Raw genomic sequence first — 25,278 nt, 5'->3', positions numbered from 1 at the left:
CGGCGTCAACGAGTCGATACAGCTCGTCGTCTGGTAGAGGCTGTGCCGATCAAGACAATATCGAGATCTGATCGCTGTGTCCCTGTACCGGCGGGGTGTGATCCATACGCCAGCCCGTACCCGGCGCCCCCGACAAACCTGCTGCGTATCGCGCTGGCCGCGGCGAACGCGGCGCCCTGAATGGTCTCCACGCACTACCTCGGCAAGTGGTGTGCTGGGTGGCGGGTGGCGTGGAAATCGATCACGTGGACGCCGCTCGGCAACGTGACTTCTCCCGAGGGGTGCTCGTAGCGACGGACAAAACTACGAATCTCCTCCTGCACGGTGGGGTCGTTGACCAACGCGGGAAAGCTCTTGAGGTGGACAACGTTGAACCAAGCGATCGCGGAGTCGATATCCGGTGCGAACGCGGTGCCGCTACGGCGCGTGTGGGCCAGAGTCCCGTCCCCGGCGCCCTCGGCTTCCCGAAGTGCGGCCAGCAGGACGTTGCGCGTGTAGCTGCGGCCTTCCTCGGGAAACGACGCGATCCGTTCCCACAAGCGCGTGACTAACTGCTGTTCAGGGGTGTCGGAGTCGAAGAACAGCGCAAGCAGGTGCCCTCCGGGGGCAAGCAAACGCGTCATATCGCGAACGAAGGTACTGGCGTGTCGGCGCGCGGCGGCAACGTCAGTGGCCGGTTGAATGCCCTCTGCGGTCATGGTTTCGAAATACTCGCCGAGCGGATAGCTCAGCGACCAGAACGCACCGACAAGATCAAACGAGCCTGCGCGACCGTCGGCGAGCAACTCCGCCACAACATCACGTGTATTCGCACAGATCGTTCGGGCTTGCGCGTTTCGTTCGCCTACGGCGTCGATCATGATTGGGCTGGAGTCAGAGACGGTCAAGTGCCTCGCGTAGGGCGCGAGTCGAGCAGTGGCGCGTCCTGTACCGCAACCGAATTCAACAACATTGAGGCCACCCGCGGGCTGACCGTAGTGGGCGGTCAACAACGCGCTGATCAGGTCGAGATCGTCGCGTCCGTTGTAGTAGTGGGCCAGCAAGCGACGGTCATACACGCCGCCGGTTTCGTAGACCGAGCGAAACTGCTTGACATCAGTCACCGAAGTTCTCCTTCGAGGTTTCCGCCGAGTTTGGTCACGTAGTCGATCACTTCGGCCATGTGATGTTCTCCGGTACGCGGATTGTTGGCCATGAACCGGAAGGGATAGAGCGTAGCCCCCGCCCGCAGCCTTCCGTGATCGTCGGGAAGGCTGAACTGATGGAGATACCAGCTTCCTTCTGCAAGCATCCGGTCGTGAATGCCCTGGTTCACAGTGTTGATCCAGTCAATTTCCAGCTCGGTCACCGTCGATTCGGGCCGCACGTTGCTTGGCAGGTACACGAATGCGACCGCCGACAGGTCGGGATCGTGCATACGCAGCATGTGCGGATGTTCGTCCAGTAAGGCAGCGAATCGCCGAGCCTTGCTCACACGATGCTCGGCCAGTGCAGCAAGTCCGGCGCGGCCGTGGGATAGCATCATCATCCACAGCTTCAACGACAACCATCCCTTGGTGCCGATGAACGGAGTAACCTGCCCGAAGGCGTAATCTTCCTGCATGATCAGGTCCGAATAGCTCGACACCGTGCGCAGGCTGGCGGGTTGCCTGACCACCAGAGCGCTCAAGCTGTAGGGCACGGCCATGACCTTGTGGGGGTCGACAGTCACGCTGTCGAATTCGGTTATCCCGTCAAGGAGATAGCGAAACTTGTCGCTGAAGGCCGCCACCAGGCCCCAACAGGCATCCACGTGAAGCCAGATTCGCGGATCGGCAGTGCTAACGATCTCATAGACACGACGCAGGTGCTCGACGGTCTGAGTGCGGCTGTCCCCTGCGTAAGCGACCACGGACATGACCTGATCGCGATGTTCGTGCAGCGCTCGCTCCAAGGCCGTGAGGTCGTAGCGGAAGGCGTGGGTATCGACCTCGATGGCTTGGTCGCCCACCCCGATCCAGGTCAGTGCGCTCTTGACGCTGTAGTGCCCGATCCCCCGCGGCACGATGATCCCGAACTGGTTCGGATTCACTACACCCACGTGCATAGTGCCGGGTGCCTTGTGCTCGCGAGCGAGCATCATCGCCACCGCATTGCTGGTCGTACCACCATGCGTAATCACACCGCCGACATCCCAGACCGTTTGGATGTTCGATACCGGAGCATTGTGGTAGCCCAACAGGTCGCGCAACCAGCGCAACACGACCATTTCGACAAACGTCGCACTCGGTGCATCGAAGCTCTGATTGATCAGGTTCTGTTGTGTAAGCAGCGCCAGCAATCCGCCCGCGAGTGCGGCCGGATCATCGCCGGTGTCTCCGAACCCAACGAAGTGCGGGCTTGCTTCGTTCTTACACAGCGGTAGGACCGTCTGTGCAAACATCGACAGAACGGCATCCAGACCACTCGGCGCGTCCGGAAGTTCCGACACCAGTACATCGCGGATCTTCTCAGGCGGCATCCGGTCACTGAAGATGTCCGATTGGGCCTTGAAGCGTAGACCGAGATCGATCACTCGGTGCAGAAAACCCGCCGTATCCTCGAAGAAGTCACTCGCGTCGCTGGCCCCCGTGTCGTCGCCAAGGCCAGAATCCACACCAACCCCCATCGTTTACGTACCAAGTACAAATGATCAAGTTTACTCAGCGCAGACCGGCTGCGCTCCCGCCGAACGGGTGGCACCACGAGCACCCTGGAACAATGGTCCGTGATCTACATCGGCACAATGACCAAGGTGCGACGCAGACCGACCGTTGAATACGAACCCTGGATGCGCCGCGCGCTACAGGTCGCACGCACATTGCCCAGCCAACGCGCGGACGATCCTCCGGTCGGAGCTGTGGTCTATGACCGTGACGGCCACGAGATCGCCGCCGCCCATAACGACCGTGCCCGCACCGACGACGCCACAGCATGCGCGGAGATCCTTGCGCTCCGCGCGGCAGGCAATGCCTTGGGAACGTGGCGTCTCGACGGCTGCACCTTGGTGACCACGCTCGAACCGAACACGATGTCAGCAGGCGCTCTGGTGCTCGCGCGATTGCCGCGCCTGGTCATCGGCTCGTGGAACAAATACGACGGGGCGATCTGCTCACTGTGGGACGTGGTACGCGACCGCAGACTCAACCACTTTGTCGAGGTCACCCCCGAAGTGCTGATAAGCGAGACGGACACGCTGTACAACGACTATCTCGATACGCCTCAACCGTTCTAGAGCTGGACGTCAACCTTCGTCGAAACTCTGTTCCGGCATTGGCCCAGCTACGTCAGGGGCTTCGTCTTCCTCGGCGGACGTGATGGCGTCGGCGTTGAACCACACCAGGCGCGCATGAATGTGACTGCCCCAGGCGAAGCCGCGCCGGGCGCACTCTGGGGTTTGTAGGCTCATTCGCATTCCGCGTTCGACTGAGACGACTTCACTGTGGCTCTCGAAGGCCATCCCCCAGGCGGCGATCCGAGCGTCGACCCGATCGCCGTATTCTTGCACCACAGCGAATACACGCGGCGCTGCGTCGGCGACCATCCCTTCCAGGATCTCGGTGAATCGTGGCTCGCCACACAGCGGCGGCCTGTCCGACGGGTCAGGCACGAGCGCATCCAGCGGATGCTCATTCACGTCCTGGCCGTTCGAAGTGTCCGCGTTCGGTGCTGCTGGCTGTGTCTCGTGTTCAGCGTCGGACGGCGCCTTGTCCATCCACGTCCTTGCTGCGGCCATGATTGTCTCCATCCCCAAGCATTGGATCTGACCTGCGACGGGTTACGGTTCGTTGATCATGTGTGCTGTGGTGTAGCCGATTGCGTCGTTGTTATTGGTAAGTATAAATTTTTACTTACCAAAACGTGATAGACTGATCGGGTGATCTTGGCGTGAACTCTTGCGTCACGCTGAGTTGATAGGGCATTACCACGCTGCTGCCGTACGACGCGGCAGGATGCGCGCGATGGGAGGCCAAGGCATGACGGACACGCCGACGAGTCCCACTGTGTGGCGCCGTTGGTTGGCATTCGAACTGACCAGACTTCGAAAGGAAGCAGGTCTGGAGCAAAAGGACGTGGCCAAGGCGCTGCGTTGCACCGTGACAAAGGTGTCCTACCTCGAAAACGCGGAACGTCCGGTCGTGCTGCGTGACCTCGACGAAGTGCTGCTGCCGCTGTACAAAGTTCCCGAGGACCGCTGGCCGTCCTACTTGGAAGCTGCGAAAAGCTCCCGACAAAAGGGCTGGTGGGAACGCTACGGCGCCGACGCAATTCCCGAGTGGCTGTCGCTGTACATCGGTCTGGAACAGGGCGCGGAACAGTTGCGGATCTACGACGCCCAACTCATCACCGGTGTCCTGCAGACTGAAGACTACGCCCACGCCATCGTCCGACGAGGAACGGCGGAGTTGACCGAGGAACAGATTGCCCGCCGTGTCGAGTTCCGCACCTCACGCCGCGCTGTGCTGACCCGAGATCCTGATCCGCTCCGGTTGTGGGTCGTCCTCGATGAGGCAGCCTTGCGGCGAGTGGTGGGCAGCCGGGCCATCATGCGTGACCAGCTCAACCAACTCGCCGACGCCGCCGACCAAGCCAAGATCACTCTGCAAGTTCTTCCGTTCCACCACGGGGCGCATCCGGGGATGCAGGGACCGTTCACGATCTTGGACTTTCCGTGGCCGGCCGACCCCGGTGTGGTCTACATCGAGCACCGATCCGGCGCTTTCTACCTGGAGGAGCCGGCCGAGATCAAGGCGCACACCGTAGCCTTTGAGCACTTATGTGCCCATGCCCTTCGTCCCGACGAGTCGGTCACAATGATTCGTGAAGTCGCGAAGGAGTATCTATGACCGACCTACCGCGTACGCAGATCACGGCGGACAAGTTGGACAACGTCACGTGGCGCAAGTCCAGCTTCAGCAATGACCAAGGCCAGTGCGTGGAAGTCGCCGCACTCAACGACGGCAGGATTGCCGTACGCAACAGCAACCACCCACAAGCGAGTACGGTGTTGTTCACCCGAGCAGAGATCGCGGCTTGGATCAAAGGATGCCAGGCGGGTGAATTCGATGATCTCGCCCAGGCCTGACGCCGCGTGAGGTCCACGGGCTGTCCGTGTCGGAAACGTGCCCTGGATGGCCGCGCACGCACACCGCATCGATGGCCCCTCGGAAGTGAGCGTGACCTGCCACCGGCCGCCCTGCGGTGACCGCGGGTCAGTGCCGCACCGTCACGACCGGGTTATCAGACAGTAGTTCTGGACATACGCACCGTTAACGGTTACCGTGTGTATTATCCAATTACCCATAGAATAGTGCAGTGCCGCGAACGAGATTCCCGCTCTCGTACATCTCCCGCCCTGCTGAGGGAGTGATGACATGACGCTGGTTCTCGGCGCGGTCGCGCACGATCCCAAGGTGGTCACAGTCTGGTCGGGGCTGCGCACCTGGCTCAGGGAACGCGGGCTGCCCGTCGACTTCGTGCTCTACTCGCACTACGAGCTCCAGGTCGAGGAGCTGGTCGCGGGCAACGTGCACGTCGCGTGGAACTCCCCGTTGGCATGGATCAGGACCGAGCGGCTCGCCAACGCCGCGGGCCGCTCGACGTGGCCACTGGTCATGCGGGACTCGGACCAGGACCTGACCTCGGTCATCCTGGTCAGGAGGGACTCCCCCTACGAGAAGATCACCGACCTGACCGAGCACACCATCGGGCTCGGTGCCGTCGACTCGCCGCAGGCAAGCCTCCTTCCCCGCGCGCTCCTGCGGGAGTCGGGGCTGGTTCCCGGGGAGAACGTCACGGTACGGCATTTCGACGAAGGGGTCGGCCTGCACGGGAACGACGACGCGGGGGAGCGTGCGGCCGCGGCCGCGTTGCTCGCGGGCTCGGTCGACGCCGCCGCCGTGATCGACCTCAACCACCTGATCTTCACCAGGCAGAACACGCTCCCGCCGAGGAGCACGCGGGTACTGACCCGGACCGCGCCGTACGACCTCGGCAACCTCACCGTCGGCACGACGGCACCGACCGAGCTCATCGAACGGCTGCGCGGCCTGCTGCTGTCGATGAACTACGCGAACCCCGTCGACAGGCCGCATCTCGACCTGCAGGACATGCTGATGTGGCGGCACGGCCGGACCTGCGGGTACCAGCAGCTCGCCGCGTCGGTGGATGCCGAAGGCTTCTACAGCACCGACGGGGCGATCACCGCGGAGGGGTACCGACCGTGAACATCACGGCCAGGTGATCCCCCGGTTGGGCGAAGCGGAGGCCTGAACGGTCGGGAATTCCAGTACTCCATGAGAAAGTATCGATATGGTTGAGGCTTCTGCCGCACGGGAGTCGATCTACCAGCAGTTCGCTCGGGTCGGCAAGGCGCTTGCCAGCTCCAAGCGGCTCGAACTGATCGACGTCCTCGCGCAAGGCGAGCGGACAGTGGAGGCGCTCGCGCAAGCCGCGGCGCTGAAGACCACGACGGCCTCGGCTCACCTGCAGACCATGCACCAGAGCGGGCTGGTCACCAACCGCAAGGTCGGCAACCGGGTGTACTACCGGCTGGCCGGTGCGGAGGTACTGGACGCGTTCGCGGCCGTGCGGCAGGTCGCGGACAGCCAGCTGGCCGCCACCGAACGCGCCGCACGCGAGCTCCTCGGCGACGACGAGGAGACTCCGCTCGGGCGCGACGAGCTCGCCGACATCCTGCGCACCGGCCCGATCGTGGTTGTCGATGTGCGCGGCGAGGACGAGTTCGACGCCGGCCATATCGACGGGGCGCTGTGCCTGCCGTTCGACCGGCTCACCGACAACATCAGTGCCCTCCCGGACGATGTCGAGATCGTCGTCTACGGTCGCAGCAGCTACTGCGCGCGGCCGTACGCGGCGGTGCGGCTGCTGCGCAGCAAGGGCAAGGCGGCCCGGCGCCTGGACGGCGGCGTCGTCGAATGGCTGCTGGAGCGCAGGCCGATCATCCCCACGCGGAGGTAAGCCTGCGCTCCCCGGCCGTCCCCGCGAACGTCAGCCGGTCCCGGCCTGTAGCCCGGCTGCCCCGTCGCCCGGCTCCAACCGCCCGCCCTGCACCGCGAGGAACATCTCGAGGCAATGCTCCACGAGCCCCTCCTCGCTGAGGTCGAGTACGCCGTTGAGCCAGGACGTCAACGCCTGCGCCAGACCACCCACCAGGAACTCGGTCATCAGGTCGAGCGCGGTGGACCCGCCGATACCGTAGTGCTCGCGCACCTGCCCCCCGAGCAGGCGCGCGAACATGCGGGTCGACTCGACGCGGCGGTGCGCGAGCACCGTCGAGCTCAGCGCGGGCGAGAACAGCAACCGCCCCCGGCGCGGATCCTCCGCGACGGTGCGCACGATGGTCGCCAGGCCCGCTCGCACCTTCGCGCGGGTGCCCGCGGGGGCGGAGTCCACCGCTTCCAGGGTGGCTGTCGCGATACCGGAGACCACGTGGTCGAACACGGCCACGGCGAGCTCGTCCCGGTCGGCGAAGCTCTCGTAGAAGTAGCGCGCGGTTAGCCCGGAGCGCTTGCACACCCCCCGGACCGTCACGCCCTGCTCACCGTCCCCGGTTCCGAGCAGTTCCAGGCCCGCTTCGATGAGTTGCGCACGACGCTCGGCCTTGCGGTCGTTACCGGCCACTCCCCCGTACACGCGGAGCGATGAGCTTCCCATGCGTTCCATCTTGACAGATCCGGCCGTAGAGGCGTCTCATATTTGATAACAACCGTATTCAGATTTCTCCGGAGTCCGGGGGTCCCGATGACACATACGAGCCAAGCTCGCTCGACGGAGATGGACGACATCATCGTCGGTGCGAGCCTGCTGGCCGGAACGGCGAACGTGATCATGCAGCTCGGCAGGCCCGGTGTCGGCTACGGCGTGGTGGAGAGCACCGTGGAGAGCGGGCAGGTGTTCCGGCACCCCGTCAAGCGCACCCGCACCACGCTGACCTACCTCGCGGTCGCCACGCTCGGTACCGACACCGAGCGGGCGCACTACCGCCGTGCCGTGAACGGCTCGCACGCGGCCGTGCGCTCCGGCGAGTCCAGCCCGGTGTCCTACAACGCCTTCGACCCGGAACTGCAGCTCTGGGTGGCGGCCTGCCTGTACAAGGGTGTGGAGGACACCTGCGCCGCGCTCCTCGACGAGCCCGACGAGGACAGCAAGGACGAGATCTACGCCCGCGCCGCGGCACTCGGCACGACCCTGCAGGTACCGGCCGAGATGTGGCCTGCCGACCGCGCCGCGTTCGCCGAGTACTGGCAGCGGGGTCTCGAGCAGGTCTCCATCGACGACACGGTGCGCGACTACCTGCACGACCTGGTCATGTTGCGGTTCCTGCCGCGCGCCGTGCGGGTTCCCCTCGCGCCGTTCCACCGGTTCGTGACCACCGGGTTCCTCCCGCACCACTTCCGCGAGGAGATGGGGCTGACCTGGACCCCACGCCAGCAGCGGCGCTTCGACCGCCTCATGTCGGTGATCGCGACGGTGGTCAAGCGCCTCCCCCGCCCGCTGCGGCAGTTCCCGTACAACCTGTGCCTCGCCGACCTGCGCCGCCGGATCCGCACCGGCCGCAGGCTGGTCTGACGAATCCGGGCACCGGAACCACCCTTCGAGGAGAGGAGCACCCATCGTGCGACCGACTGACGAGCAGCGCGACTTCGCCGCGGCGATCGGCGAGTTCTGCAAGCGCGAGGCGGGCAGCAAGGAGCAGCGGGACGAGCTGACCGGCAACGGCGAGCACCCGCACAGCGTGGAGCTGTACCGCAAGATGGCCGAACTCGGCTGGCTGGGTGTCGCGGTGGCCGAGGAGTACGGCGGGGCGGGGCAGGGCATGGTTGACCTGCTGATCTTCCTGGAGGAGACGTCCTACTGGCGAGCACCGATCAGCGGCTTCGCCACCACGATCATCGCCGCGTCCGCCTACGAGAAGTTCGGCTCCGAGGAGCAGAAGAAGCAGCTACTGCCGGCCGTCGTCGGCGGCTCGGTACTGGGGATCTCGATGTCCGAGCCCGAGGCCGGATCCGACGTCGCGGGGGTGACGTGCAAGGCCGAGCGGCGCGGCGACCAGTGGGTGATCAACGGGCAGAAGACCTGGTGCTCCAACGCGCACATCGCCGACAACATCCTGCTCGTCGCCCGCACCGACGCGCAGCAGGACCGGCACGCGGGCCTGACCATGTTCTCGGTACCCACCGACACGGAGGGCCTGGAGATCCGCGGGATCGAGACCATGGGTGGCAAGGAGGTCAACGACCTCTTCCTCACCGACTGCACGCTCCCGGCCGACGCGGTCGTCGGCACCGAGGGGCAGGGCTGGAAGCAGCTCATGGCCGGGCTGAACCTGGAACGCATGATCCTGGCGGGGCTGATGCTCGGCACGGCACGGCGCGCGTTCGACGACACCGTTTCCTATGTCCGCGAGCGCGAGCAGTTCGGCCAGCCCGTCGGCAGTTTCCAGGCGCTGCGGCACCGCATCGCCGACCACGCCACCGAGCTGGAGTGCACCCGGCTGCTCGTGCACGACGTGGCCGCCACGATCGACGCCAACCCCGGCCGGATGCTGCCCCGCGAGGCGTCCATGGCCAAGCTCAAGGCGACCGAGTTCGCCAAGCAGATGGCTCTGGACGGCATGCAGATGATGGGTGGCTACGGCTACGCGACCGAGTACGGCATGGAGGCGCTGCTCCGCTCCACAGTAGTGTCCACTGTGTATGGCGGGACCAGCGAGATCCAGCGGGACATCATCGGGAAGACCTTCGGGCTGTGAACCCCGGCGCGGGGCGCTACGCTGGAGCGCGGCGCCCCGCGCGGGGCGGTGAGGAGGTACCCGATGCGCCGCGTTGCCGTACTGGCGACGGTGCTCGCGCTGACCCTGTCCGGCTGCGGCACCGACGGCGAGCCCGGCGCGGAGCCCGACGGCACGACCGGGGCGGGCCCGGCAACCGGCCCGGCAACCGGCCCGGCAACCGGCGGAGCCCCTCCCGCCACGACCGCGACACCCGACGCCGCTACCGGCACCCTGGTGACGACGGACGGCAGCGAGTTCGGCGAGATGCTCTTCGATGACCGCGGGCAGGCCATCTACCTGTTCGACAGGGAGACCAGCAGCGAGCCGGAATGCTACGACGCGTGCGCCGCCGCGTGGCCGCCCGTACTCACCGACGGGGCTCCCCTGGCAGGCGGGGAAGCGCAGGAGGACCTGCTCGGCACGACCGAGCGCGCCGACGGCAGCGTCCAGGTCACCTACGCGGGCAGCCCGCTGTACTTCTACGCCGACGAGGACCCCGGCGAGGTGAAGTGCCACAACGTGGACGAGTACGGCGGCCTGTGGCTGGTGGTCACCCCCGGCGGCGAAGCCGCACCGGTTTAGAGCCGGCCCGCGCGGGGCGGGAACGGCCCCGGGCAGCCAACGAGCCCGTAGGCGATACGTACGTACCGGGAATAGGTAGGCATCTCCGCAATCCACGCGATGCCCGGCCGCGAATCACGGGAGACGGTGGGATATGTCATAAAGCTGTGAGGTGCGCTATGACCGACCACGAACTCCGACTGCTCCGGTACGCGGCCGACGACGAGCTGCTGTTCCACCTCGGCTCGTGGGGTGGGCCCGCAGGCTACCGGTGGCAGGGCCCCGACGGGAGCGAGGCAGGCCAGGTCCCGCCCTGGGACGAACCGGTGCTCGACCAGCTCGCCGACCGCGGCCTGATCACGATCGAGGTCCGGCTCGGCCCGTTCGATCGCCGGGTGTTGCTCAGCAAGGCAGGCGCGGCAGCGCTGGCCCCGCTCACGACGGCCGCTTGAGCCGGAGGGACGAACACGGCATGGCCATCGACTCCACCCCGCAACCCTGCCCCCGCTGCGTCCGGCCCACGGTGCTTGTCAGCTACCCGTGGGGCAGGCAATGGCTGCACCTCGGCACGTGGCGGCCGCAGTGTGACGCCCCGCTGCCCGCGCGGCACCGCGAGCGGTGACGCGCCGGTCGCTCACCTGCCAAGCAAGGCGGAGACCGCACCCCGGTGCGGGCTCGTGGTGAAGCACATGGGCTCGGCGAACTCCTCCATCGCCATCGCCTGCTCCCAGCTCATGTCCGCGGCGGCCCGCAGCATCGGCTTCATCATCGCCGGGACGTGCTCGGGCAGCGCCTCCACCCGATCGCACCATCCGTCCGCGGTGGCCAGCAGCTCCTCGTGCGGGACCGCCGAGTTGACCAGCCCGAGCTCGGCCGCCTCCGCCCCGTCCAGTTCCCGGCCGGAGGCGAACAGCTCGAACGTCCGCTGATAGCCGAGCCTGCGGGTGAGCAACCAGCTGGTGCCCACCTCCGGCACCAGGCCGATCCGGCCGAACGCCGGGACGATACGAGCCCGCTCCGAGACGATGATCAGGTCACAGGACAGCGCGAACGCCAGCCCGACGCCTGCCGCCGTGCCGTTGACGGCGGCGACGACCGTCTTGTCCGTACCGGCGAGCAGGCGCGCGATGCCGCCGAACTGGCCCCTGATCCACCGCCACACCGACGTCGCTCCGCCCGCGCCCTCGTCGACCATGGGATGCGCGGTGTCGGTCATCAGGTTCAGGTCCCCACCGGCAGAGAACGCGGGGTCGGTACCGGTGAGCACGATGCACCGCAGCTGCTGGTCGGCCGCGAGCTCGCGAAGCGCGTCGTGCAGCTGCACCGTCAGCGGTGCGCTGAGCGCGTTGAGCCGGTCCGGATCGTCCATCCGCACCACCGCGCGGGCTCCGTGCCGCTCGACCCGCACGTACTCCCGCGTGCTCTGCCTGGCTTGCTCCAGGGCTTCCGGGTACGACGTCGCCATCGTCACGCTCCTTCCACGGACACCGCGGCCCAGGCCGCCTCGGCCAGGCTGCGTTCGGCTTGCTCGATCGTGCTCTTGGTACGCCCTTCCAACCAGTGCCGCGCGAACTCCTGGCTCGGCCCGATCAGCAGCGCGCTGTACAGGTCGGTCGGCAACGAGCGGACCCGGCCCGCCGCCACGTGCGGTCGCAGCCAGTCCGCGATGGCCTCGAACAGCGCCCGGTTCATCTCGCGCAGCTCACCGTCACTGGCCAGCGCGACCTCGGTCTCGCGGCGCCGCAGCAGGAAACGCGCCAGATCCGGGTGCTCGGCGATCCAGCGCAGGTGGTGACCGACCAGCGCGGTGATCCCGGCCCTGGCGTCCCGGTGCTCGCGCAACACCGCGAGGATGCCCTCCTGGTAGTCCCGGATCCCCGCGATGTAGAGCGCAGCAGCGATCCGTTCCTTACCGCCGAAGTGGTGGTAGATCGACCCGACGCTCGCCCCGGACCGGATGCGGATGTCGTCGACCGTGGTCGCGGAGAATCCCTTCACCGTGAAGCACGCGAGCGCCGCGTCCAGGATCGCGCGCCTGCGCTCCGGTTCCCCACCGGCGACCGACATGCCTGCACCCATCTCACGACTAGAATACTATTCTAGTCCGGTGTCAAGCGGGAACCCGGTTTCGCCCGCCCGCGTCGCCAGGCAGGCCACGCGCCCGGAAACCGGTTCGGCAGCGGGACCTCAGACCAGGTCGCGCGGCACCGAGTCGTCCCAGTTGTACGAGACGACGCGCTTCTCCCCCTCGTAGGCGTCGAGCTCGGCGCGCAGGTGGAACTCGTCGGCCGTCGAGGTCAACACGGTGCGGGTGTAGGTGGAGATCTCCCAGTCCCCCCGCTTGAACCCGATCCGCCACTCGGTCTCGCCGCTGACCGAGCCGACATCGTTACCCACCCAGGAGTAGCGCTCGTAGGCACGGCGGGTGACGGTGAGGTCGATGTCGTCGAAGCGCACCGCACCGAGATCCTTGACCACCTCCAGCGCCGAGCGGTACTCCACGAGGTCCCGCGAGACCGTCCAGCGCTCGTCACCGGCCTCGATCTGGGTCACAGGGATCGGCTCCGCGCCCTCGGGCGGCCCGAACGGCTCCTCCGGCTCCTCCCCGGACTCCGCTGCGGGCCGGATCGGCAGGATGAGCCTGCTGGTTCCGGTGAACATCGACAGCCGCACCGGCTCGGGAGGGGGCCAGGCCAGCGGCCAGTAGGACGTCGAGATCGCCACCCGTAGCCGGTGGCCGGGCGGCAAGGCCTGTGCCATCGCGTTGAGGTGCACGGTCACGCGGTAGCGCCTGCCGGGAACCAGCGGCTCCGGCGTGTCGTGGCCGGTACGGTGCGTCAGGTTGAGCAGCCCGTAGCTGATCCGGGTCGCCTGGCCGTCCGGCGCGACGTCGGACAGCCGCACCGCCACCATGGCCACCGGTCTCGTCACGGCGAAGTCCAGCTCCACGGCAGGTGAGCCGAGGATCTCGCACCGCTCGGTCAGGTCCTCCGTGTCGAACACCAGCGAGCCGCCGTCCTCCTCGCGCTGGTCGTAGGGCAGGTCCGGCGGCGCGTTGTAGGAGCACCACTTGCCGGCGTACTGGCCGACCGACAGCGGCGACTCGACCGTGAGTTCCTCGGACTCGGTCGGCTCGCCGGGGTGCCCGATGCGGTGCCGCTGCAGCGGGTAGGCGATCTGCCGGATGTTCGGGGACGGCCAGCTCGGCTCGCCGACCCAGCGACCGGGCCGCTCCTCGTACGCGGTGAACGGCGGCACGGTCTCCTGCATCCATATCCACAGCGTCCGCTCGTTCATCACGTCGTTGTCGACGTCCTTGAGCCAGTGGTCCCACCAGCGCACCATCTCCTGGAGGAAGCCGATCGCCGGACCGGGCTCACCCAGGTGCGGGTACTTGTGCCCCCACGGGCCGACCAGACCCTTGCACGGCGCCGAGAGGTTCTCCAGCATGCGGAACACCGCGTTGGTGTACCCGTCGGCCCAGCCGCTGACCGCGAGCACCGCGCACTGCACGGCCGAGTAGTCCTCACAGATCGAGCCGTGCCGCCAGTACTCGTCCCTGCGCTGGTGCAGCAACCACTCCTCGAGCCACAGCCCGCTGCGTTTCAGGCGCTGCAGCCACAGGTCCCGCCAGCGCTCCCCGACCACAGCCGGGTCCGGCGGGCAGGAGTTGTAGGCGAACATCGTCGAGGCCCAGGACAGGTTGTCCGACAGCAGGCAGCCGCCCATGTAGTGCACGTCGTCGGTGTAGCGGTCGTCGGTGGAACTGACCGTCACGATCGCGTCCAGACCCTGCGGCCTGCGTGCGGCGACCTGCAACGCATTGAACCCACCCCAGGAGATCCCCATCATCCCCATCCGCCCGGTGCACCACGGCTGCTTGGCAAGCCAGGCCAGCACGTCCTCGGCGTCCGAGAGCTCCTCCTCCAGGTACTCGTCGGTGAGCACACCCTCGGAATCCCCGCTGCCCCGCAGGTCCACGCGCATGCAGGCGTACCCGTGCCCGGCGATGTAGGGGTGGTGGATCGAGTCCCTGCGGGAGGTCAGATCACGCTGCCGGTAGGGGATGATCTCCACGATCCCCGGAACGGGTTCGAGATCGGAATGCACCGGCCGCCAGATCCGTGCGGCCAGTCGTGTGCCGTCGGCCATCGGGATCCAGATGTGCTCCTCTTCCCGGACGGCATAGGGAAACGTGGGCACCGTCAACATGACGCACAGCTCCTCGCGACTCCGGGTACTCGCTAGTCTACGTCGTCGATCTCGATGGGCAGCGCGGCGACGACCTGGTCGAACCGCTCGGTCAGCTCCGCCTCGTTGGAGGCACCGATGTACACATTGGCGAGCTGGTAGGAGTAGTTGTCCTGGCGGTGCAGCTCGGACAGGCGTTCACCCTCGTGCACCGCCAGCTCGATGGTGGTGCCCGGCACGATGTGCTGGATCGCCTCGATCTCCTCGTGGGTCGGGACGCGGCGCACGATCCCGTCGGAGAACCGGCGCACGAACCACTTCGCCGCGACGTCGTAGCGCCCCTCGCGCCGGGGGAACCGCGGGTCGCGGTCGAGAGCCAGGCGCAGCATGGCCGCGTGGTTGGCCATCCCGTCCACATCGGCGAACAGCTCCGCGTGGGACTGCGAGTGCCGGGAGTTGATCTCCAACAGCGAGATGGCGTCCGTACCGGGGTCCCAGAAGTACTCGATGTTGAACGTCATCCGCTCCAGCCCGATCTCGGTGACCAGCCGTCGCGAGATGTCCTCCAGTCGCGCGATGACCTCCTCCGGGAGCGAGGAAGGGTACTGGTAGCGCAGGAAGCTCGGGCTGTTGTCGTAGGAGATCGAGTCGACGACCCCGTAGATGACGACCTCGCCCCGGTACCGGTAACCCTCCACGGTCACCTGCCTGCCGACGATCGCCTCCTCGACAAGGCACGCCCGCGCACCGGCCGCCGCGACGTCGGCGGGCAGCTCGACGTGCTCGAGCAGGGCCTCGAACGGTGTGGCGACCCAGTCCATCCTCGCGAGGATGGTCTCGATCGCCTCGCGGTAGGCATCCTGATCGGCGACACCGATGGCCAGCACCGACGCGAACGACTTCACCGGCTTGATCCACATCGGGTAGCGCAGCTCCTCCGGCGGCTCCCCGTCGTTGTCCGGGTCGATCACCGCGAACGCCGGGTACTCCTCGATCACGCGCTGCTGCACCAACCGGCTCCAGTACTTGTGCTCGCACATCAGCACCTGCTCGATACTCGCCGTCGGCAGGCCGTAGCGCCTGCGCAGCAGTGGGAGCATCGTGCTCACCGGGAAGTCCCAGAACCCGATGATCGCGTCGATGGGGCCGGAGAAGGCATCCAGCTGCCGCTGCGCGGCCGCGAGCACCGCGTTGAAGTCGATCTCCTCGCCGTAGATCTCGTCGAAGGTCAGCAGCGGGTGGAACGTGCACTCGGCGGCGTCCGGCATCGCCTCCAGCACCGCGCGGTTGTGCTCATCCATACCCAGCACGAAAACGTTCTTCGACATCGGCGGCGCTCCCGGCGCGATCGGCGCGGGGCTCCACCCGGCGACGCAGGGCGGAGCCCCTTCCATATGCCGGACCATTCTCGCACCACATGCCAGGAGGGACAGGACTCGAACGCGCCGCCACCCGTACGCGGGACCCGGGGCCCGCCACGGCGCACCCGGTCGTTGAGCCCACTACGGAAGGCCGCGACGCCCAACACGTGGTGCCGGAACGCCAGACACGCGGGTTAGCGCACCCTGCCCGCGCGGCGCTCCGGCACGTCCACCTCCACGGACACCTCGCCGGTCGCCGGGGTCCTCGCGGGGGCGTGCATGACGCTGGTCGTCGATACCTGCAGGTCCAGGTGGTGCCCTTCCGGGAGGGTGTAGGCGATGCCCGACATCGGGATGTCGAACCGCTGCGGCTCACCGGCGAGGTCGGTGACCCGCACGGGAGTCTCCTGGAGGTTGACGACCTCACCGGCCTCCCTGTCGACGAGCTTGAGCATCAGGTGCATCGCCTGCCCCTCGCCGGAGACCTCCAGCCGGGCGCGCGGGATCCCGACCAGCTCCGCGGACCCGTCGTCCGCGCTCGTCACCTCGACGGAGAAGGCGTGCGGGTCACCGGGCCCGCTCGGCTGGGCGGTGATGGCCGCATCGGCCGGGCCCGACCCGGGGTCGGCAGTGGTCGGTACCGGGCTGCTCACCACGGACCCGTCCCCTTCCGCGGTCACCAACCGGGCGTCGTCGGGGGTGAAGTCCGATGCCGACCGCCACACTCCCTCATTGGTGCGGTAGGCCACCGGCGGCCCCGTGTCGGTGTCCTTCCCCTTCAGGTACTTGGCGAACCAGTCCAGAATGGCCTCGTCGAGGAACGCGCGGTCGTCCGCGTCGGCATAGCTGTCCGGGCAGGAAACGTGCCCGCCGCAGAAGGCCACCAGTCTCGCAGGTGCCCGGTCACGTACGTGGTCGAAGTTGCGGGCCGCCTCGGTGAGGTCGAACAGGGTGTCCACACTGCCCTGCATGAACAGCGACGGCACGGCGACCGGGTTCTCCGCGCCGTAGCGGGCGATGCTACTGCGACCGAAGAAGTCCACGGACTCGCCGGACATCTGGTTGGTGGCCGCGCCCTCCGCCTGCGCCTGGTGGATCCGCGGGTGCAGCCCACCGGACCGGGGTCCTGCCGGATTGCGGGGGTCGAGCCCCGCACCACGAGCCGTCGGCACCCCGACCGCGTAGAGCAACTCGCCCCAGCCGAAGTTGAGCACCCGGTTACCGAACAGCGAGTAACGCAGGTCGTTCCAGGTGATCTCCGGGGCAAGCGCGTCCACCCGCGGCTCGCCGCCGTCGGTTGTGGACGAGTACTCGCCGTCGACGGCGGCGGTCACCAGCTGGATCCCGCCACCGTAGGAGCCCCCGGTCATCCCGATCACCGGGTCGGCGCAGGTCCCGTCCTCGCCGCGACCGCTCTCGCAAGCCAGCCGCGCGGCGACATCGGGGTCGGTGGCCAGCCAGTCGATCAGCGCGCTCGCATCCCGGCCTTCCTTGCGTGGCTTGAGCACGTTGACCTCGCCGCCCGAGTACCCGAACCCGCGCTCGTCCCAGGTCAACACCGCGTATCCCGCCTCGAGCAGCGCCCGGGTGGTCGATGAGGCCTCCGCGAGGTCACGCTCGCCGTGGCCGGACCACCCGTGACTGCGCATCACCAGCGGCGCCGGGTCGGCTGTGCTCGCCCCCTCCGGCATGAACAGCGTGGTGAAGATGGGCTCGCCGTCGAACGAGTCGACCACCTCGTGGGTGACCGTCGGCCCGTCACCGGTCACCTCGCCGGTCACCGCACCGGTCTCCGCCGCGGTCGGCGTAGCCGCGGCGACCAGCACCGAGCACATGGCGCCGACGAGCAGTGCTGTGCGTGGGCGCAACGCAAGCCTCCCGTGCTCCTCGCTACCGAGCCTTTCCCGTGCCTAACGACCCGGCGTCTCCGGGGGCACGGGTACGTTCCGAATTCCCGGCGCCCGGTGCCACGATTGCGCGGCACCGGGCACGGTGGTAATCACCGGTGCAGGGCGATCACATGCCGCCCGCACACCACCGTCATCGATCCCGGGAGCCGCCGTGACCACCGCAGCGAACCACTACCGAGACGCAGGATTCGAGTTCCACAACGCCTACGAGGCACGCGAACGGGGCCACCAGGAGCAGGCCGCGTTCCGCATGCGCATGTCCGAGTGGCACCAGCGGCAAGCCGGGCTACGGATCGACGCCCTGCGGTTGCTCGCCGAGAGCGAGACCTCCTACGCGGGCATCCTCCGCACCGAGCAGGACGCGCTGGCCCGGCTGCTGGCGGACGAGCATTCCGGTCTGCCCGACTGAGCCGCGGCCGGCCGAACGACAGGCGCCGGTTGGGTAAGGTGTCGTGCGTGAGCGCGACGACCGTGGGATTCATCGGGCTCGGCATCATGGGCGGGCCCATGGCCGCGAACCTGCTCGCGGCGGGTTTCGACGTGGTCGGATACAACCGGAGCCTGCCAGCGCGGCAGCGGCTCGCCGACCGGGGCGGCCACGCGGCGGCCTCGGTCGCGGAGGTAGCCGGTATCGCCGACGTCGTCGTCACGATGCTGCCCGACGCCGAGGCTGTTGAGGCGGTCACGCTCGGCACGGACGGGATCCTCGCCAACGCGCGGCCCGGCACGCTGTACATCGACTGCAGCACCGTCGCTCCGGAGACAGCGCGAACCATCTTCGGTCGGGCGGCCGACCGGGAGGTAGGTGCGCTCGACGCCCCGGTCAGCGGCGGGGACCAGGGCGCAGCCGAGGCGAGCTTGTCAATCATGGTGGGTGGCAGGGAGGCCGACTTTCGCGCGGCGAGGCCGGTGCTCGACGCGATGGGCCGGACGGTCGTGCACGTCGGACCGGCAGGAACGGGGCAGACGGTCAAGGCGGCCAACCAGCTCGTCGTGGCAGGGATGCTCCAGGCGGTTGCGGAGGGGATCGTCTTCCTCGACGCGCACGGGGTGGACACCGCGGCCGCTGTCCGGGTGCTCTCCGGAGGGCTGGCGGGCAACGCCGTGCTGGACCGCAAGGCCGACGGGATGCTCCGGCGCGACTTCACCCCCGGTGGTCGCCTCGAACTGCACCACAAGGATCTCGGCATCGCCCAGGACGCGGCCCGCGAGGTCGGCGCGGCCATCCCGGCGGGAGCGACCGTGGCGCAGCTGGTGGGCGCCATGGTCGCGCGAGGTGACGGGGCGCTGGACCACTCGGCGCTACTCACCCTCGTCGAGGAGCTCTCCGGTCGCGGCGAGCGGTGACCCTCGCACCCGCCGCGCGGCGCGCAGGCACCCTCTTGGCGCTCACCCTGCTGATCGGCGCTCTCGCCGGTCTGGCCGGCACCGCGTTCCTGTGGCTGACCACCATCTTCACCACGGGTCTGACCGGGAAGGCCGACTACGGAACCGCCGGTCACGCGTCCCACCCGCTGTTGCCGGGGCTCGGCCCCTGGTTCCTCCTCGCGGTACCCGTACTGGCCGGTCTCCTCTACGGTCCGCTGATCCCCCTGCTCGCCCCGAACTCGGCAGGCCGGGGTGTCTCCGGGCAGGGGATCTCCGAGGTCATGCACTCCGTGGACACCCGGACCTCCGCCATGTCGGTGCGGGAAACGGCGGTGAAGGTGTTCGCGTCCACGCTGTGCATCGCCGGTGGCGGCTCGGTCGGCTCGGTCGGCCCCGTCGCACACCTCGGTAGCGCGCTCGGCGCGGCCCTGTGCAGGATCACCCGGCAGCCGTGGTCCAACCTCCGGCCGCTGCTCGCCGGAGGTGCCGCCGGCGGCCTCGCCGGAGTGCTCGGCGCGCCCATCGCCGCGCCGGTCTTCGCCCTCGAGCTGGTCCTGCGCCGGTTCAGCGTGGTCGCCCTTGCTGTCTCGGCACTGGCGGGCGTCACCGCGAACGCGGTCGCGCGCGCCATCGGCGGGGATGTCGCCCTGTTCGGCCCGCCAGGGCCCGTCTCGCAGGGCCCGGTGGACTACCTGCTGTTCGCGCTGGTCGGGATCGTCGTCGGGGCGGCGGGAGTGCTGTTCGTCCGGGTGCTGTACCTGGTCGAGGACGCGTGCGACTGGGTGTGGCGGTGGCCGCAGTGGCTGCGTCCCGCCGCGGGCGGCCTGCTGCTCGGCGCGCTGCTGCTCGCGGTTCCGGAGCTGTACGGGGTCGGTGACCTCGTCATGGGCACCGTGCTCGACGGCCGCTACGCGCTCGGTTTCCTGGCCGTGCTGCTGCTCGGCAAGATCCTGGCGACCAGCCTGAGCTTCGGCATCGGCGGGTACGGCGGGGTGTTCGGCCCGATGCTGTTCATCGGCGCGGCAGGCGGGGTCGCGGTAGCCGAAGCCACGGCCATGACACTGCCCCAGCTCACCACCTCGCCCTGGCTGTACGGCCTGATCGGGATGGGGGCCGCGCTCGCGGCCGCCGCACGCGCCCCCGCGACCGCGATCGTCCTGGCCACGGAGCTGGCAGGCGACCCGGCGGTCCTGCTGCCCGCCGGTACCGCGGTCCTCGCCGCCACGCTGACCGGACGCGCGCTCAGCAAGGAAACGATCTTCACCCTGGACCTGCGCCGGCAGGGACTTCGACCGGACGGGACTCGACCGACCGGGTGAAAGCGGCGGAATCACCGCGCGTCGCGTCATGCTCACGCGCGCGGCACGTCTCACGCACGTGTCACCGGCGAAGAGCACCGCCGCAACATCGAGGAGTGGTGACCGTGACAGCCACCGAGCCAACAGGAGACCTACCGACCCACCGCGACCGGGCCATCCTGGCAGCCGTCCGCGCCGGTCGCGTGGAGCTGACCTGCAGCTCCGAACCCGACCTGTTCGTCGACGGGCTGCACTGCGCCGACCAGCGAAGCGCACACCGTCTCGTGCACGCCGGCCTGATCACCAGCGCGACGTCGGGCGAGCCGGGATCGCGTGTCACCGCGGTCCTGACCGCGCGCGGCTCCGCGCTGCTCGCCGGCAGGCCGGACCCCGGCTCGACAGGCGACGGCGACGCGGCGTGACACCCGCACCCGCGACGCGGCCTCAGCGGTGCGGCGTGCCGTGCCCGGCGAGCACAGCGCGATAGCCCTCCCGGTAGGTCGGGTACTCGAAGGTGAACCCGCTTGCCACGAGCCGGTCATTACGGAAGCGCTTGCCGCGTGGCGAGCCTGCTCGCTCGAGCTCCGGTGCCGGCACGTCCAGCTGCCCGGCCAGGAAACGCACGATCTCGCCCCGCGTGACCGGCGCGTGATCGGCCCCGAGATAGACGGCTGCCGGCTCGTCCACCCGGGTCGTCAGGTGCACGATCGCGGCCGCGGCGTCGTCCCGGTGTATCCGGTTGGTGTAGCTCGCCGCGTTGGACACGGGCACACCGTCCCGCACGCGCTCGAGCAAGGCGCCGCGACCGGGCCCGTACAGACCGGCCAGCCGCAGCACGATGGAGCCGGGAACCCGATCGTGCAGCGTCCGTTCGGCCTCGACGAGCACCGACCCGGTCGCCGACGCCGGTTCCGCCAGCGTGTCCTCGTCGACCCAGCTCCCGTCGTCGGTGCCGTAGACCGAGGTCGACGACACCAGCAGCACGCGACTAGGCCGCGCGCCCGCACGCTCCACCCCGGCCAGCGTGTTCGCGAGACCATCCACATAGGTCGACCGGTACCCGTCCGCCGTACGCCGGTCCGCCGTCACGACGATCACCACGATGTCGGTGTCCCCGGGAACCTCGGGAACCTGCCTCGCGAGGTCCACCGACCGGCCTTCGACGGCCGCCGGGAGGCGCTCGGCCGAACGGCGCAGCGCGACCACCCGGCGACCGGTCGCGGCGAACCGCAGGGCGGCTTCCGTCCCGAGGTCGCCACACCCGGCAAGCAGCACGCTCATGGTCGGTGGTCCTTTCGCCTCGCGCGGCGGCGCGTTCCAGGGCCCGGCGCGGCGATGCCGCCCATCGCCGGCACACACCCTGCCGCCCGGAACACCGTATGCCAGCGCCGCCACCCTGCCGTACGCGCCTTCCGCGTGTCCGGCGAGTTCGTCATCGACACGGCATCCTCGCGGGACACCAGGGTCCAACGTCCCCTGCCGCCGGATCCGTCGGACTCTACCGAGCGCACCGCCGGTCCGGCAGGCTTGCAGGCACGGAGCCACTCCGCGAAAGGGCGCCGACCATACGCGGGATCCTCCAGCACCGTCGACCTCACCCTGCCCCAGCCCGACGAACGCCGAGGAGTGCTCCGATGAGTACCGAGAAGTCCTTCGACAACGAACCGCGACACGAACAACCCGGCCAGCACGGCTCCGAGGGCACCCTCGACCCGCAGGTCGGCGGCCTACTGTCCTACCTGCTGTTCGGCTGGATCGGCGGGCTGATCATGTTCTTCACCCAGAAGCACCGCGAGGTGCGCTTCCACGCCGCCCAGTCCATCCTCCTCTCGATCGCACTCCTGGCGCTCTACATCGCGCTCGGGATCATCTCGACGCTGATGATGGCCGGACCGTTCGGTTGGGCACTGTTCAGCTTCGTCTACACGGTGCTCGGTCTGGCAGTGTTCGCGCTGTGGGTGGTGCTGTGTGTCAAGGGCTACAAGCTGCAGCACTTCAAGCTGCCTGTGATCGGCGACATCGCCGAGGGCTGGGCCAGGAGCTGACGGCACGCACTCCCTCGACGATCGCTCAACCTGCTGGAACGCGCGTGACCTCCTACGATAACGGTGGAGCGCGGGCAGCGCGCCCGTGCTCCACCGAGGCTCCGCTCCACCGGCAGGGGCGGACGAACCGCTCAGGAGGGATACCGATTGCGCCTGAGATCCACCCTCGCCGCGTCGGCGACGATCGCGTTGTTGCTCGGTGCGTGCGCACAGGGCGAACGTGAGCAGGCCGTACCCGCATCACCACCCGACGAGACGACACCGTCCAGCGAGGCAACGTCCTCCAGCGAGGAGGGCATCACCCCCTTCACCTTCGGCTCCGGGACCGATCAGCAGGCGGCCGCCGGGGCCGGACCCATGATCGTGGTCACCGATGTCCGGATGGGCAGCCACGACGGGTTCGACCGCCTCGTGTTCGACATCGGCGGGGACGGCGAGGCCGGGTGGGACCTGGCCTACACCGACGACCCGCGCACCCAGGGGAAGGGCGAGAAGGTCGAGGTCGCAGGCGATGCCGTGCTCGCGGCCTCGATCCGCAACGTCGCCATGCCCACCGACGAGGAGTCGGTGCCCGAGGGGGTCGAGCCATGGGACGGCCCGGAACGCCTCGAGGGACCCGAGGGCGGGCACATCGTCGAGGTCGTCGACGACACCGTGTTCGAGGGCAGGCACCTGTTCCACGTCGGGCTGGAGGGCGAGGTGCCGTTCACGGTCCAGCGCCTGGAGGACCCCCAACGAGTAGTGATCGACTTCCTCCTCGACGAGGAGTGAGCGCGAGCCGAAGGGGCCCTTCGGTACCTGTGGTGCACCGAAGGGCCCCTTCGGCTCGCCCCTGCGAGCGGGTGGCGGCCGTCAGGCACCTGCCGTGGTCAGCTCGTCGAGCAGGTCGGTGACGTGCCTGTCGATGCGGTCGCGGATGCCACGCACCACGTCGATGGGCTGGCCTGCCGGGTCGTCGAGCTGCCAGTCGAGGTAGCGCTTGCCGGGGTGGACGGGGCAGGAGTCGCCGCATCCCATGGTGATCACGACGTCGGCGGTCTCCACGGACTCCGGCGTGAGCCGCTTCGGCGATGCCCGCGTGAGATCGACCCCCAGCTCGGCCATGGCGTCGACGACGACGGGGTTGATGTCGTCCGCCGGGGCGGTCCCGGCCGAGCGGACCGTCACCCGGCCACGGGCGCGGTGCTCGAGCAGCGCCGCGGCCATCTGGGAACGGCCCGCGTTGTGCACGCAGACGAACAGGACCTCGGGTGTGCCGGTCAACGCGCCTCCTCCACTCGTGCGCCCGTCCCGGGCGCGTGCCGTGCCGCCGGGAAGTACCTGCGCGCCCACAGCGAGACGTAGACAAGGCCGACGAGCACGGGCACCTCGATCAGCGGGCCGACCACACCCGCGAGGGCCTGGCCGGATGTGATGCCGAACGTCGCGATGGACACCGCGATGGCCAGCTCGAAGTTGTTGCCCGCCGCGGTGAACGCCAGCGCCACGGCACGCTCGTAACGCAGCAGCAGCAACCGGCCGAGCACAAGCGAGCCTGCCCACATCAGGGCGAAGTAGCCGAGCAGGGGCGCGGCGATGCGCGCCACGTCCAGCGGTGCGCTGGTGATCGCCTCGCCCTGCATGGCGAACAGCAGCACGATCGTGAACAGCAGGCCGTACAGGCCCAGCGGCCCGATCCGGGGCAGGAACCGCTGCTCGTACCAGGCCCGCCCCCTGGCGCGTTCGCCGAACCGCCGCGTCAGGTACCCGGCCACCAGCGGGATCCCCAGGAAGACAAGCACCGAGGAGGCGATGTCACCGGTGGAGGCGTCGATCCCGGTCCGCGGCAGCCCGAGCCACCCGGGCAGCACGGAGAGGTAGAACCATCCCAGCGCGGCGAAGGCCACGACCTGGAACAGCGAGTTCAGCGCCACCAGCACGGCCGCCGCCTCCCGGTCCCCCCGCGCGAGGTCGTTCCACACGATGACCATCGCGATGCACCGCGCGAGGCCGACGATGATCAGCCCCGTACGGAACTCCGGCAGGTCCGCCAGGAAGATCCAGGCGAGCGCGAACATCACCGCTGGCCCCACCAGCCAGTTCAACACCAGCGAGGACACCAGCAGCCGCCTGTCGCCGGTGACCGTGTCCAGCCGGTCGTAGCGCACCTTGGCCAGCACCGGGTACATCATCACCAGCAGCCCCAGCGCGATCGGCAGGGAGATCCCGTCGATCTGGAAAGCGTCCAGCGCAGGCGCCATGCCCGGAACCCACCGGCCCGCGAGCAGCCCGGCCAGCATGGCCGCACCGATCCACAGCGGCAGGTACCGATCCAGCGTGGACAGTTCGGAAGCGACGGCGTGCTCGGCGCGCTCCTCGGTGGCTACGCCGCTCACGCGGGCACCGCCCCGTCCTCGGCCGGCATCAGCGCCCCGGCTATGGTGCGCAGCGCCTCCGGGCGCACCCGGTAGTAGAGCCACGTGCCGCGCCGCTCCCGCTCGATCAGCCCGGCCTCGCGCAGCACCTTGAGGTGGTGCGAGATCGTCGCGTCGGAGACCTCGAACGCGCCGGTCAGCTCACACACGCAGGCCTCGCCGTCGGCGCGGGATGCGATCAGCGACAGCAGACGCAAGCGGACGGGTTCGGCGACAGCCTTGAGCGTTCCCGCGAGCTGCCGCGCCCGCTCCTCGCCCAGCGGTTCGCGCACCAGCGGCGAGTAACAGGACCCGTCCATGCTTCCATTATTAGACA

Annotated in this window: 29 protein-coding genes; 16 read left to right on the top strand and 13 right to left on the bottom strand. The window is 68.5% G+C overall.

What is annotated here, in order from left to right; all coding sequences use genetic code 11:
- Positions 1 to 194: 194 nt before the first annotated feature.
- Together H0B56_RS02375 and H0B56_RS02370 are read right to left on the bottom strand one after the other, a co-directional pair.
- Positions 195 to 1,103: a methyltransferase gene (locus H0B56_RS02375; RefSeq protein WP_180891255.1), complete on the bottom strand. Its 909-nt coding sequence runs from the start codon at positions 1,101 to 1,103 to the stop codon at positions 195 to 197.
- On the bottom strand, positions 1,100 to 2,635 hold the full coding sequence (locus H0B56_RS02370; RefSeq protein ID WP_343063719.1) for a pyridoxal phosphate-dependent decarboxylase family protein: 1,536 nt from the start codon (positions 2,633 to 2,635) through the stop codon (positions 1,100 to 1,102). Before H0B56_RS02370 ends, H0B56_RS02375 begins: the two co-directional genes overlap by 4 nt.
- A 111-nt stretch (positions 2,636 to 2,746) precedes the next feature.
- On the opposite strand from H0B56_RS02370, the gene H0B56_RS02365 reads away from it, so the two are divergent.
- Entirely contained in the window at positions 2,747 to 3,253 is a 507-nt protein-coding gene (locus tag H0B56_RS02365; RefSeq protein ID WP_425484481.1) for a nucleoside deaminase, read from the top strand.
- Between the two features lie 9 nt (positions 3,254 to 3,262).
- Here H0B56_RS02365 and H0B56_RS02360 read toward each other — a convergent pair whose 3' ends face one another.
- Complete coding sequence (locus tag H0B56_RS02360) at positions 3,263 to 3,754, bottom strand: hypothetical protein (RefSeq protein WP_246360780.1); 492 nt, start codon at positions 3,752 to 3,754, stop codon at positions 3,263 to 3,265.
- Between the two features lie 241 nt (positions 3,755 to 3,995).
- Here H0B56_RS02360 and H0B56_RS02355 point away from each other — a divergent pair, with 241 nt between their 5' ends.
- The 4 genes from H0B56_RS02355 (at position 3,996) to H0B56_RS02340 (ending at position 6,999) form a co-directional block, all read left to right on the top strand.
- Positions 3,996 to 4,865: a helix-turn-helix domain-containing protein gene (locus H0B56_RS02355; RefSeq protein WP_180891254.1), complete on the top strand. Its 870-nt coding sequence runs from the start codon at positions 3,996 to 3,998 to the stop codon at positions 4,863 to 4,865.
- The gene (locus tag H0B56_RS02350) at positions 4,862 to 5,104 is read left to right on the top strand and encodes a DUF397 domain-containing protein (protein ID WP_180891253.1); all 243 of its coding nucleotides are present in this window, start codon (positions 4,862 to 4,864) and stop codon (positions 5,102 to 5,104) included. The genes H0B56_RS02355 and H0B56_RS02350 overlap by 4 nt, the downstream gene beginning before the upstream one ends.
- A gap of 289 nt (positions 5,105 to 5,393) precedes the next feature.
- Positions 5,394 to 6,245 carry a phosphate/phosphite/phosphonate ABC transporter substrate-binding protein gene (locus tag H0B56_RS02345; RefSeq protein ID WP_180891252.1) on the top strand — a complete coding sequence of 284 codons (852 nt, stop codon included), beginning with the start codon at positions 5,394 to 5,396 and terminating at the stop codon, positions 6,243 to 6,245.
- Between the two features lie 85 nt (positions 6,246 to 6,330).
- Positions 6,331 to 6,999 carry an ArsR/SmtB family transcription factor gene (locus H0B56_RS02340; protein WP_180891251.1) on the top strand — a complete coding sequence of 223 codons (669 nt, stop codon included), beginning with the start codon at positions 6,331 to 6,333 and terminating at the stop codon, positions 6,997 to 6,999.
- 30 nt (positions 7,000 to 7,029) lie between these two features.
- On the opposite strand, the gene H0B56_RS02335 is transcribed toward H0B56_RS02340, so the two are convergent.
- Positions 7,030 to 7,695, bottom strand: coding sequence for a TetR/AcrR family transcriptional regulator (locus tag H0B56_RS02335; protein ID WP_180891250.1), 666 nt, complete (start codon positions 7,693 to 7,695; stop codon positions 7,030 to 7,032).
- Between the two features lie 87 nt (positions 7,696 to 7,782).
- Here H0B56_RS02335 and H0B56_RS02330 point away from each other — a divergent pair, with 87 nt between their 5' ends.
- The 5 genes from H0B56_RS02330 to H0B56_RS02310 all read left to right on the top strand — a co-directional run bounded on the left by H0B56_RS02330 (position 7,783) and on the right by H0B56_RS02310 (position 10,997).
- On the top strand, positions 7,783 to 8,610 hold the full coding sequence (locus H0B56_RS02330) for an oxygenase MpaB family protein (RefSeq protein ID WP_180891249.1): 828 nt from the start codon (positions 7,783 to 7,785) through the stop codon (positions 8,608 to 8,610).
- A gap of 46 nt (positions 8,611 to 8,656) precedes the next feature.
- Positions 8,657 to 9,793 (top strand): acyl-CoA dehydrogenase family protein, encoded by a 1,137-nt coding sequence (locus H0B56_RS02325; protein ID WP_180891248.1) that lies wholly within the window; start codon positions 8,657 to 8,659, stop codon positions 9,791 to 9,793.
- A gap of 63 nt (positions 9,794 to 9,856) precedes the next feature.
- The gene (locus H0B56_RS02320) at positions 9,857 to 10,396 is read left to right on the top strand and encodes a COG4315 family predicted lipoprotein (protein ID WP_180891247.1); all 540 of its coding nucleotides are present in this window, start codon (positions 9,857 to 9,859) and stop codon (positions 10,394 to 10,396) included.
- A 158-nt stretch (positions 10,397 to 10,554) separates the two neighbouring features.
- Positions 10,555 to 10,827, top strand: a complete 273-nt coding sequence (locus H0B56_RS02315) for a hypothetical protein (RefSeq protein WP_180891246.1) — start codon at positions 10,555 to 10,557, stop codon at positions 10,825 to 10,827.
- Complete coding sequence (locus tag H0B56_RS02310; protein WP_180891245.1) at positions 10,824 to 10,997, top strand: hypothetical protein; 174 nt, start codon at positions 10,824 to 10,826, stop codon at positions 10,995 to 10,997. The genes H0B56_RS02315 and H0B56_RS02310 overlap by 4 nt, the downstream gene beginning before the upstream one ends.
- 12 nt (positions 10,998 to 11,009) lie before the next feature.
- Here the strand turns inward: H0B56_RS02310 and H0B56_RS02305 are convergent, their stop codons facing one another.
- From H0B56_RS02305 to H0B56_RS02285, 5 genes are all read right to left on the bottom strand, one after another.
- Complete coding sequence (locus H0B56_RS02305; RefSeq protein WP_180891244.1) at positions 11,010 to 11,840, bottom strand: enoyl-CoA hydratase/isomerase family protein; 831 nt, start codon at positions 11,838 to 11,840, stop codon at positions 11,010 to 11,012.
- A gap of 2 nt (positions 11,841 to 11,842) precedes the next feature.
- Complete coding sequence (locus H0B56_RS02300) at positions 11,843 to 12,454, bottom strand: TetR/AcrR family transcriptional regulator (RefSeq protein ID WP_180891243.1); 612 nt, start codon at positions 12,452 to 12,454, stop codon at positions 11,843 to 11,845.
- A gap of 108 nt (positions 12,455 to 12,562) precedes the next feature.
- On the bottom strand, positions 12,563 to 14,587 hold the full coding sequence (locus H0B56_RS02295; RefSeq protein WP_180891242.1) for a CocE/NonD family hydrolase: 2,025 nt from the start codon (positions 14,585 to 14,587) through the stop codon (positions 12,563 to 12,565).
- Positions 14,588 to 14,619: 32 nt separating this feature from the next.
- The gene (locus tag H0B56_RS02290) at positions 14,620 to 15,894 is read right to left on the bottom strand and encodes an ATP-grasp domain-containing protein (RefSeq protein ID WP_180891241.1); all 1,275 of its coding nucleotides are present in this window, start codon (positions 15,892 to 15,894) and stop codon (positions 14,620 to 14,622) included.
- Between the two features lie 227 nt (positions 15,895 to 16,121).
- Positions 16,122 to 17,795: a CocE/NonD family hydrolase gene (locus H0B56_RS02285; protein ID WP_180891240.1), complete on the bottom strand. Its 1,674-nt coding sequence runs from the start codon at positions 17,793 to 17,795 to the stop codon at positions 16,122 to 16,124.
- A gap of 193 nt (positions 17,796 to 17,988) precedes the next feature.
- Between H0B56_RS02285 and H0B56_RS02280 the strand changes: the two genes are divergently transcribed.
- The 4 genes from H0B56_RS02280 (at position 17,989) to H0B56_RS02265 (ending at position 20,925) form a co-directional block, all read left to right on the top strand.
- Entirely contained in the window at positions 17,989 to 18,246 is a 258-nt protein-coding gene (locus tag H0B56_RS02280; protein WP_180891239.1) for a hypothetical protein, read from the top strand.
- Positions 18,247 to 18,293: 47 nt separating this feature from the next.
- Positions 18,294 to 19,184 carry an NAD(P)-binding domain-containing protein gene (locus H0B56_RS02275; RefSeq protein WP_180891238.1) on the top strand — a complete coding sequence of 297 codons (891 nt, stop codon included), beginning with the start codon at positions 18,294 to 18,296 and terminating at the stop codon, positions 19,182 to 19,184.
- Positions 19,181 to 20,524 (top strand): chloride channel protein, encoded by a 1,344-nt coding sequence (locus H0B56_RS02270; protein WP_180891237.1) that lies wholly within the window; start codon positions 19,181 to 19,183, stop codon positions 20,522 to 20,524. Before H0B56_RS02275 ends, H0B56_RS02270 begins: the two co-directional genes overlap by 4 nt.
- Before the next feature lie 104 nt (positions 20,525 to 20,628).
- Complete coding sequence (locus H0B56_RS02265) at positions 20,629 to 20,925, top strand: hypothetical protein (protein WP_343063717.1); 297 nt, start codon at positions 20,629 to 20,631, stop codon at positions 20,923 to 20,925.
- Between the two features lie 22 nt (positions 20,926 to 20,947).
- Here the strand turns inward: H0B56_RS02265 and H0B56_RS02260 are convergent, their stop codons facing one another.
- Positions 20,948 to 21,784, bottom strand: coding sequence for a Rossmann-fold NAD(P)-binding domain-containing protein (locus H0B56_RS02260; RefSeq protein WP_180891235.1), 837 nt, complete (start codon positions 21,782 to 21,784; stop codon positions 20,948 to 20,950).
- A gap of 353 nt (positions 21,785 to 22,137) precedes the next feature.
- On the opposite strand from H0B56_RS02260, the gene H0B56_RS02255 reads away from it, so the two are divergent.
- Complete coding sequence (locus H0B56_RS02255) at positions 22,138 to 22,548, top strand: DUF4870 domain-containing protein (RefSeq protein WP_180891234.1); 411 nt, start codon at positions 22,138 to 22,140, stop codon at positions 22,546 to 22,548.
- A gap of 147 nt (positions 22,549 to 22,695) precedes the next feature.
- A complete protein-coding gene (locus H0B56_RS02250) occupies positions 22,696 to 23,319 on the top strand; it encodes an AMIN-like domain-containing (lipo)protein (protein ID WP_180891233.1) in 624 nt (207 codons plus the stop codon).
- 81 nt (positions 23,320 to 23,400) lie between these two features.
- Here the strand turns inward: H0B56_RS02250 and H0B56_RS02245 are convergent, their stop codons facing one another.
- Genes H0B56_RS02245 through H0B56_RS02235 form a run of 3 tightly spaced genes read right to left on the bottom strand, consistent with a single transcriptional unit; the run spans position 23,401 to position 25,261 of the window.
- Positions 23,401 to 23,811: an arsenate reductase ArsC gene (locus H0B56_RS02245; protein ID WP_180891232.1), complete on the bottom strand. Its 411-nt coding sequence runs from the start codon at positions 23,809 to 23,811 to the stop codon at positions 23,401 to 23,403.
- Complete coding sequence (gene arsB / locus H0B56_RS02240; RefSeq protein ID WP_180891231.1) at positions 23,808 to 24,923, bottom strand: ACR3 family arsenite efflux transporter; 1,116 nt, start codon at positions 24,921 to 24,923, stop codon at positions 23,808 to 23,810. Before arsB ends, H0B56_RS02245 begins: the two co-directional genes overlap by 4 nt.
- The gene (locus H0B56_RS02235) at positions 24,920 to 25,261 is read right to left on the bottom strand and encodes an ArsR/SmtB family transcription factor (protein WP_180891230.1); all 342 of its coding nucleotides are present in this window, start codon (positions 25,259 to 25,261) and stop codon (positions 24,920 to 24,922) included. Before H0B56_RS02235 ends, arsB begins: the two co-directional genes overlap by 4 nt.
- Positions 25,262 to 25,278 lie beyond the last annotated feature (17 nt).

Origin of the sequence: Haloechinothrix aidingensis, from assembly GCF_013450155.1 — a bacterium.
Classification (GTDB): domain Bacteria; phylum Actinomycetota; class Actinomycetes; order Mycobacteriales; family Pseudonocardiaceae; genus Haloechinothrix; species Haloechinothrix aidingensis.
This window is presented reverse-complemented; position numbering and strand designations above follow the sequence as displayed.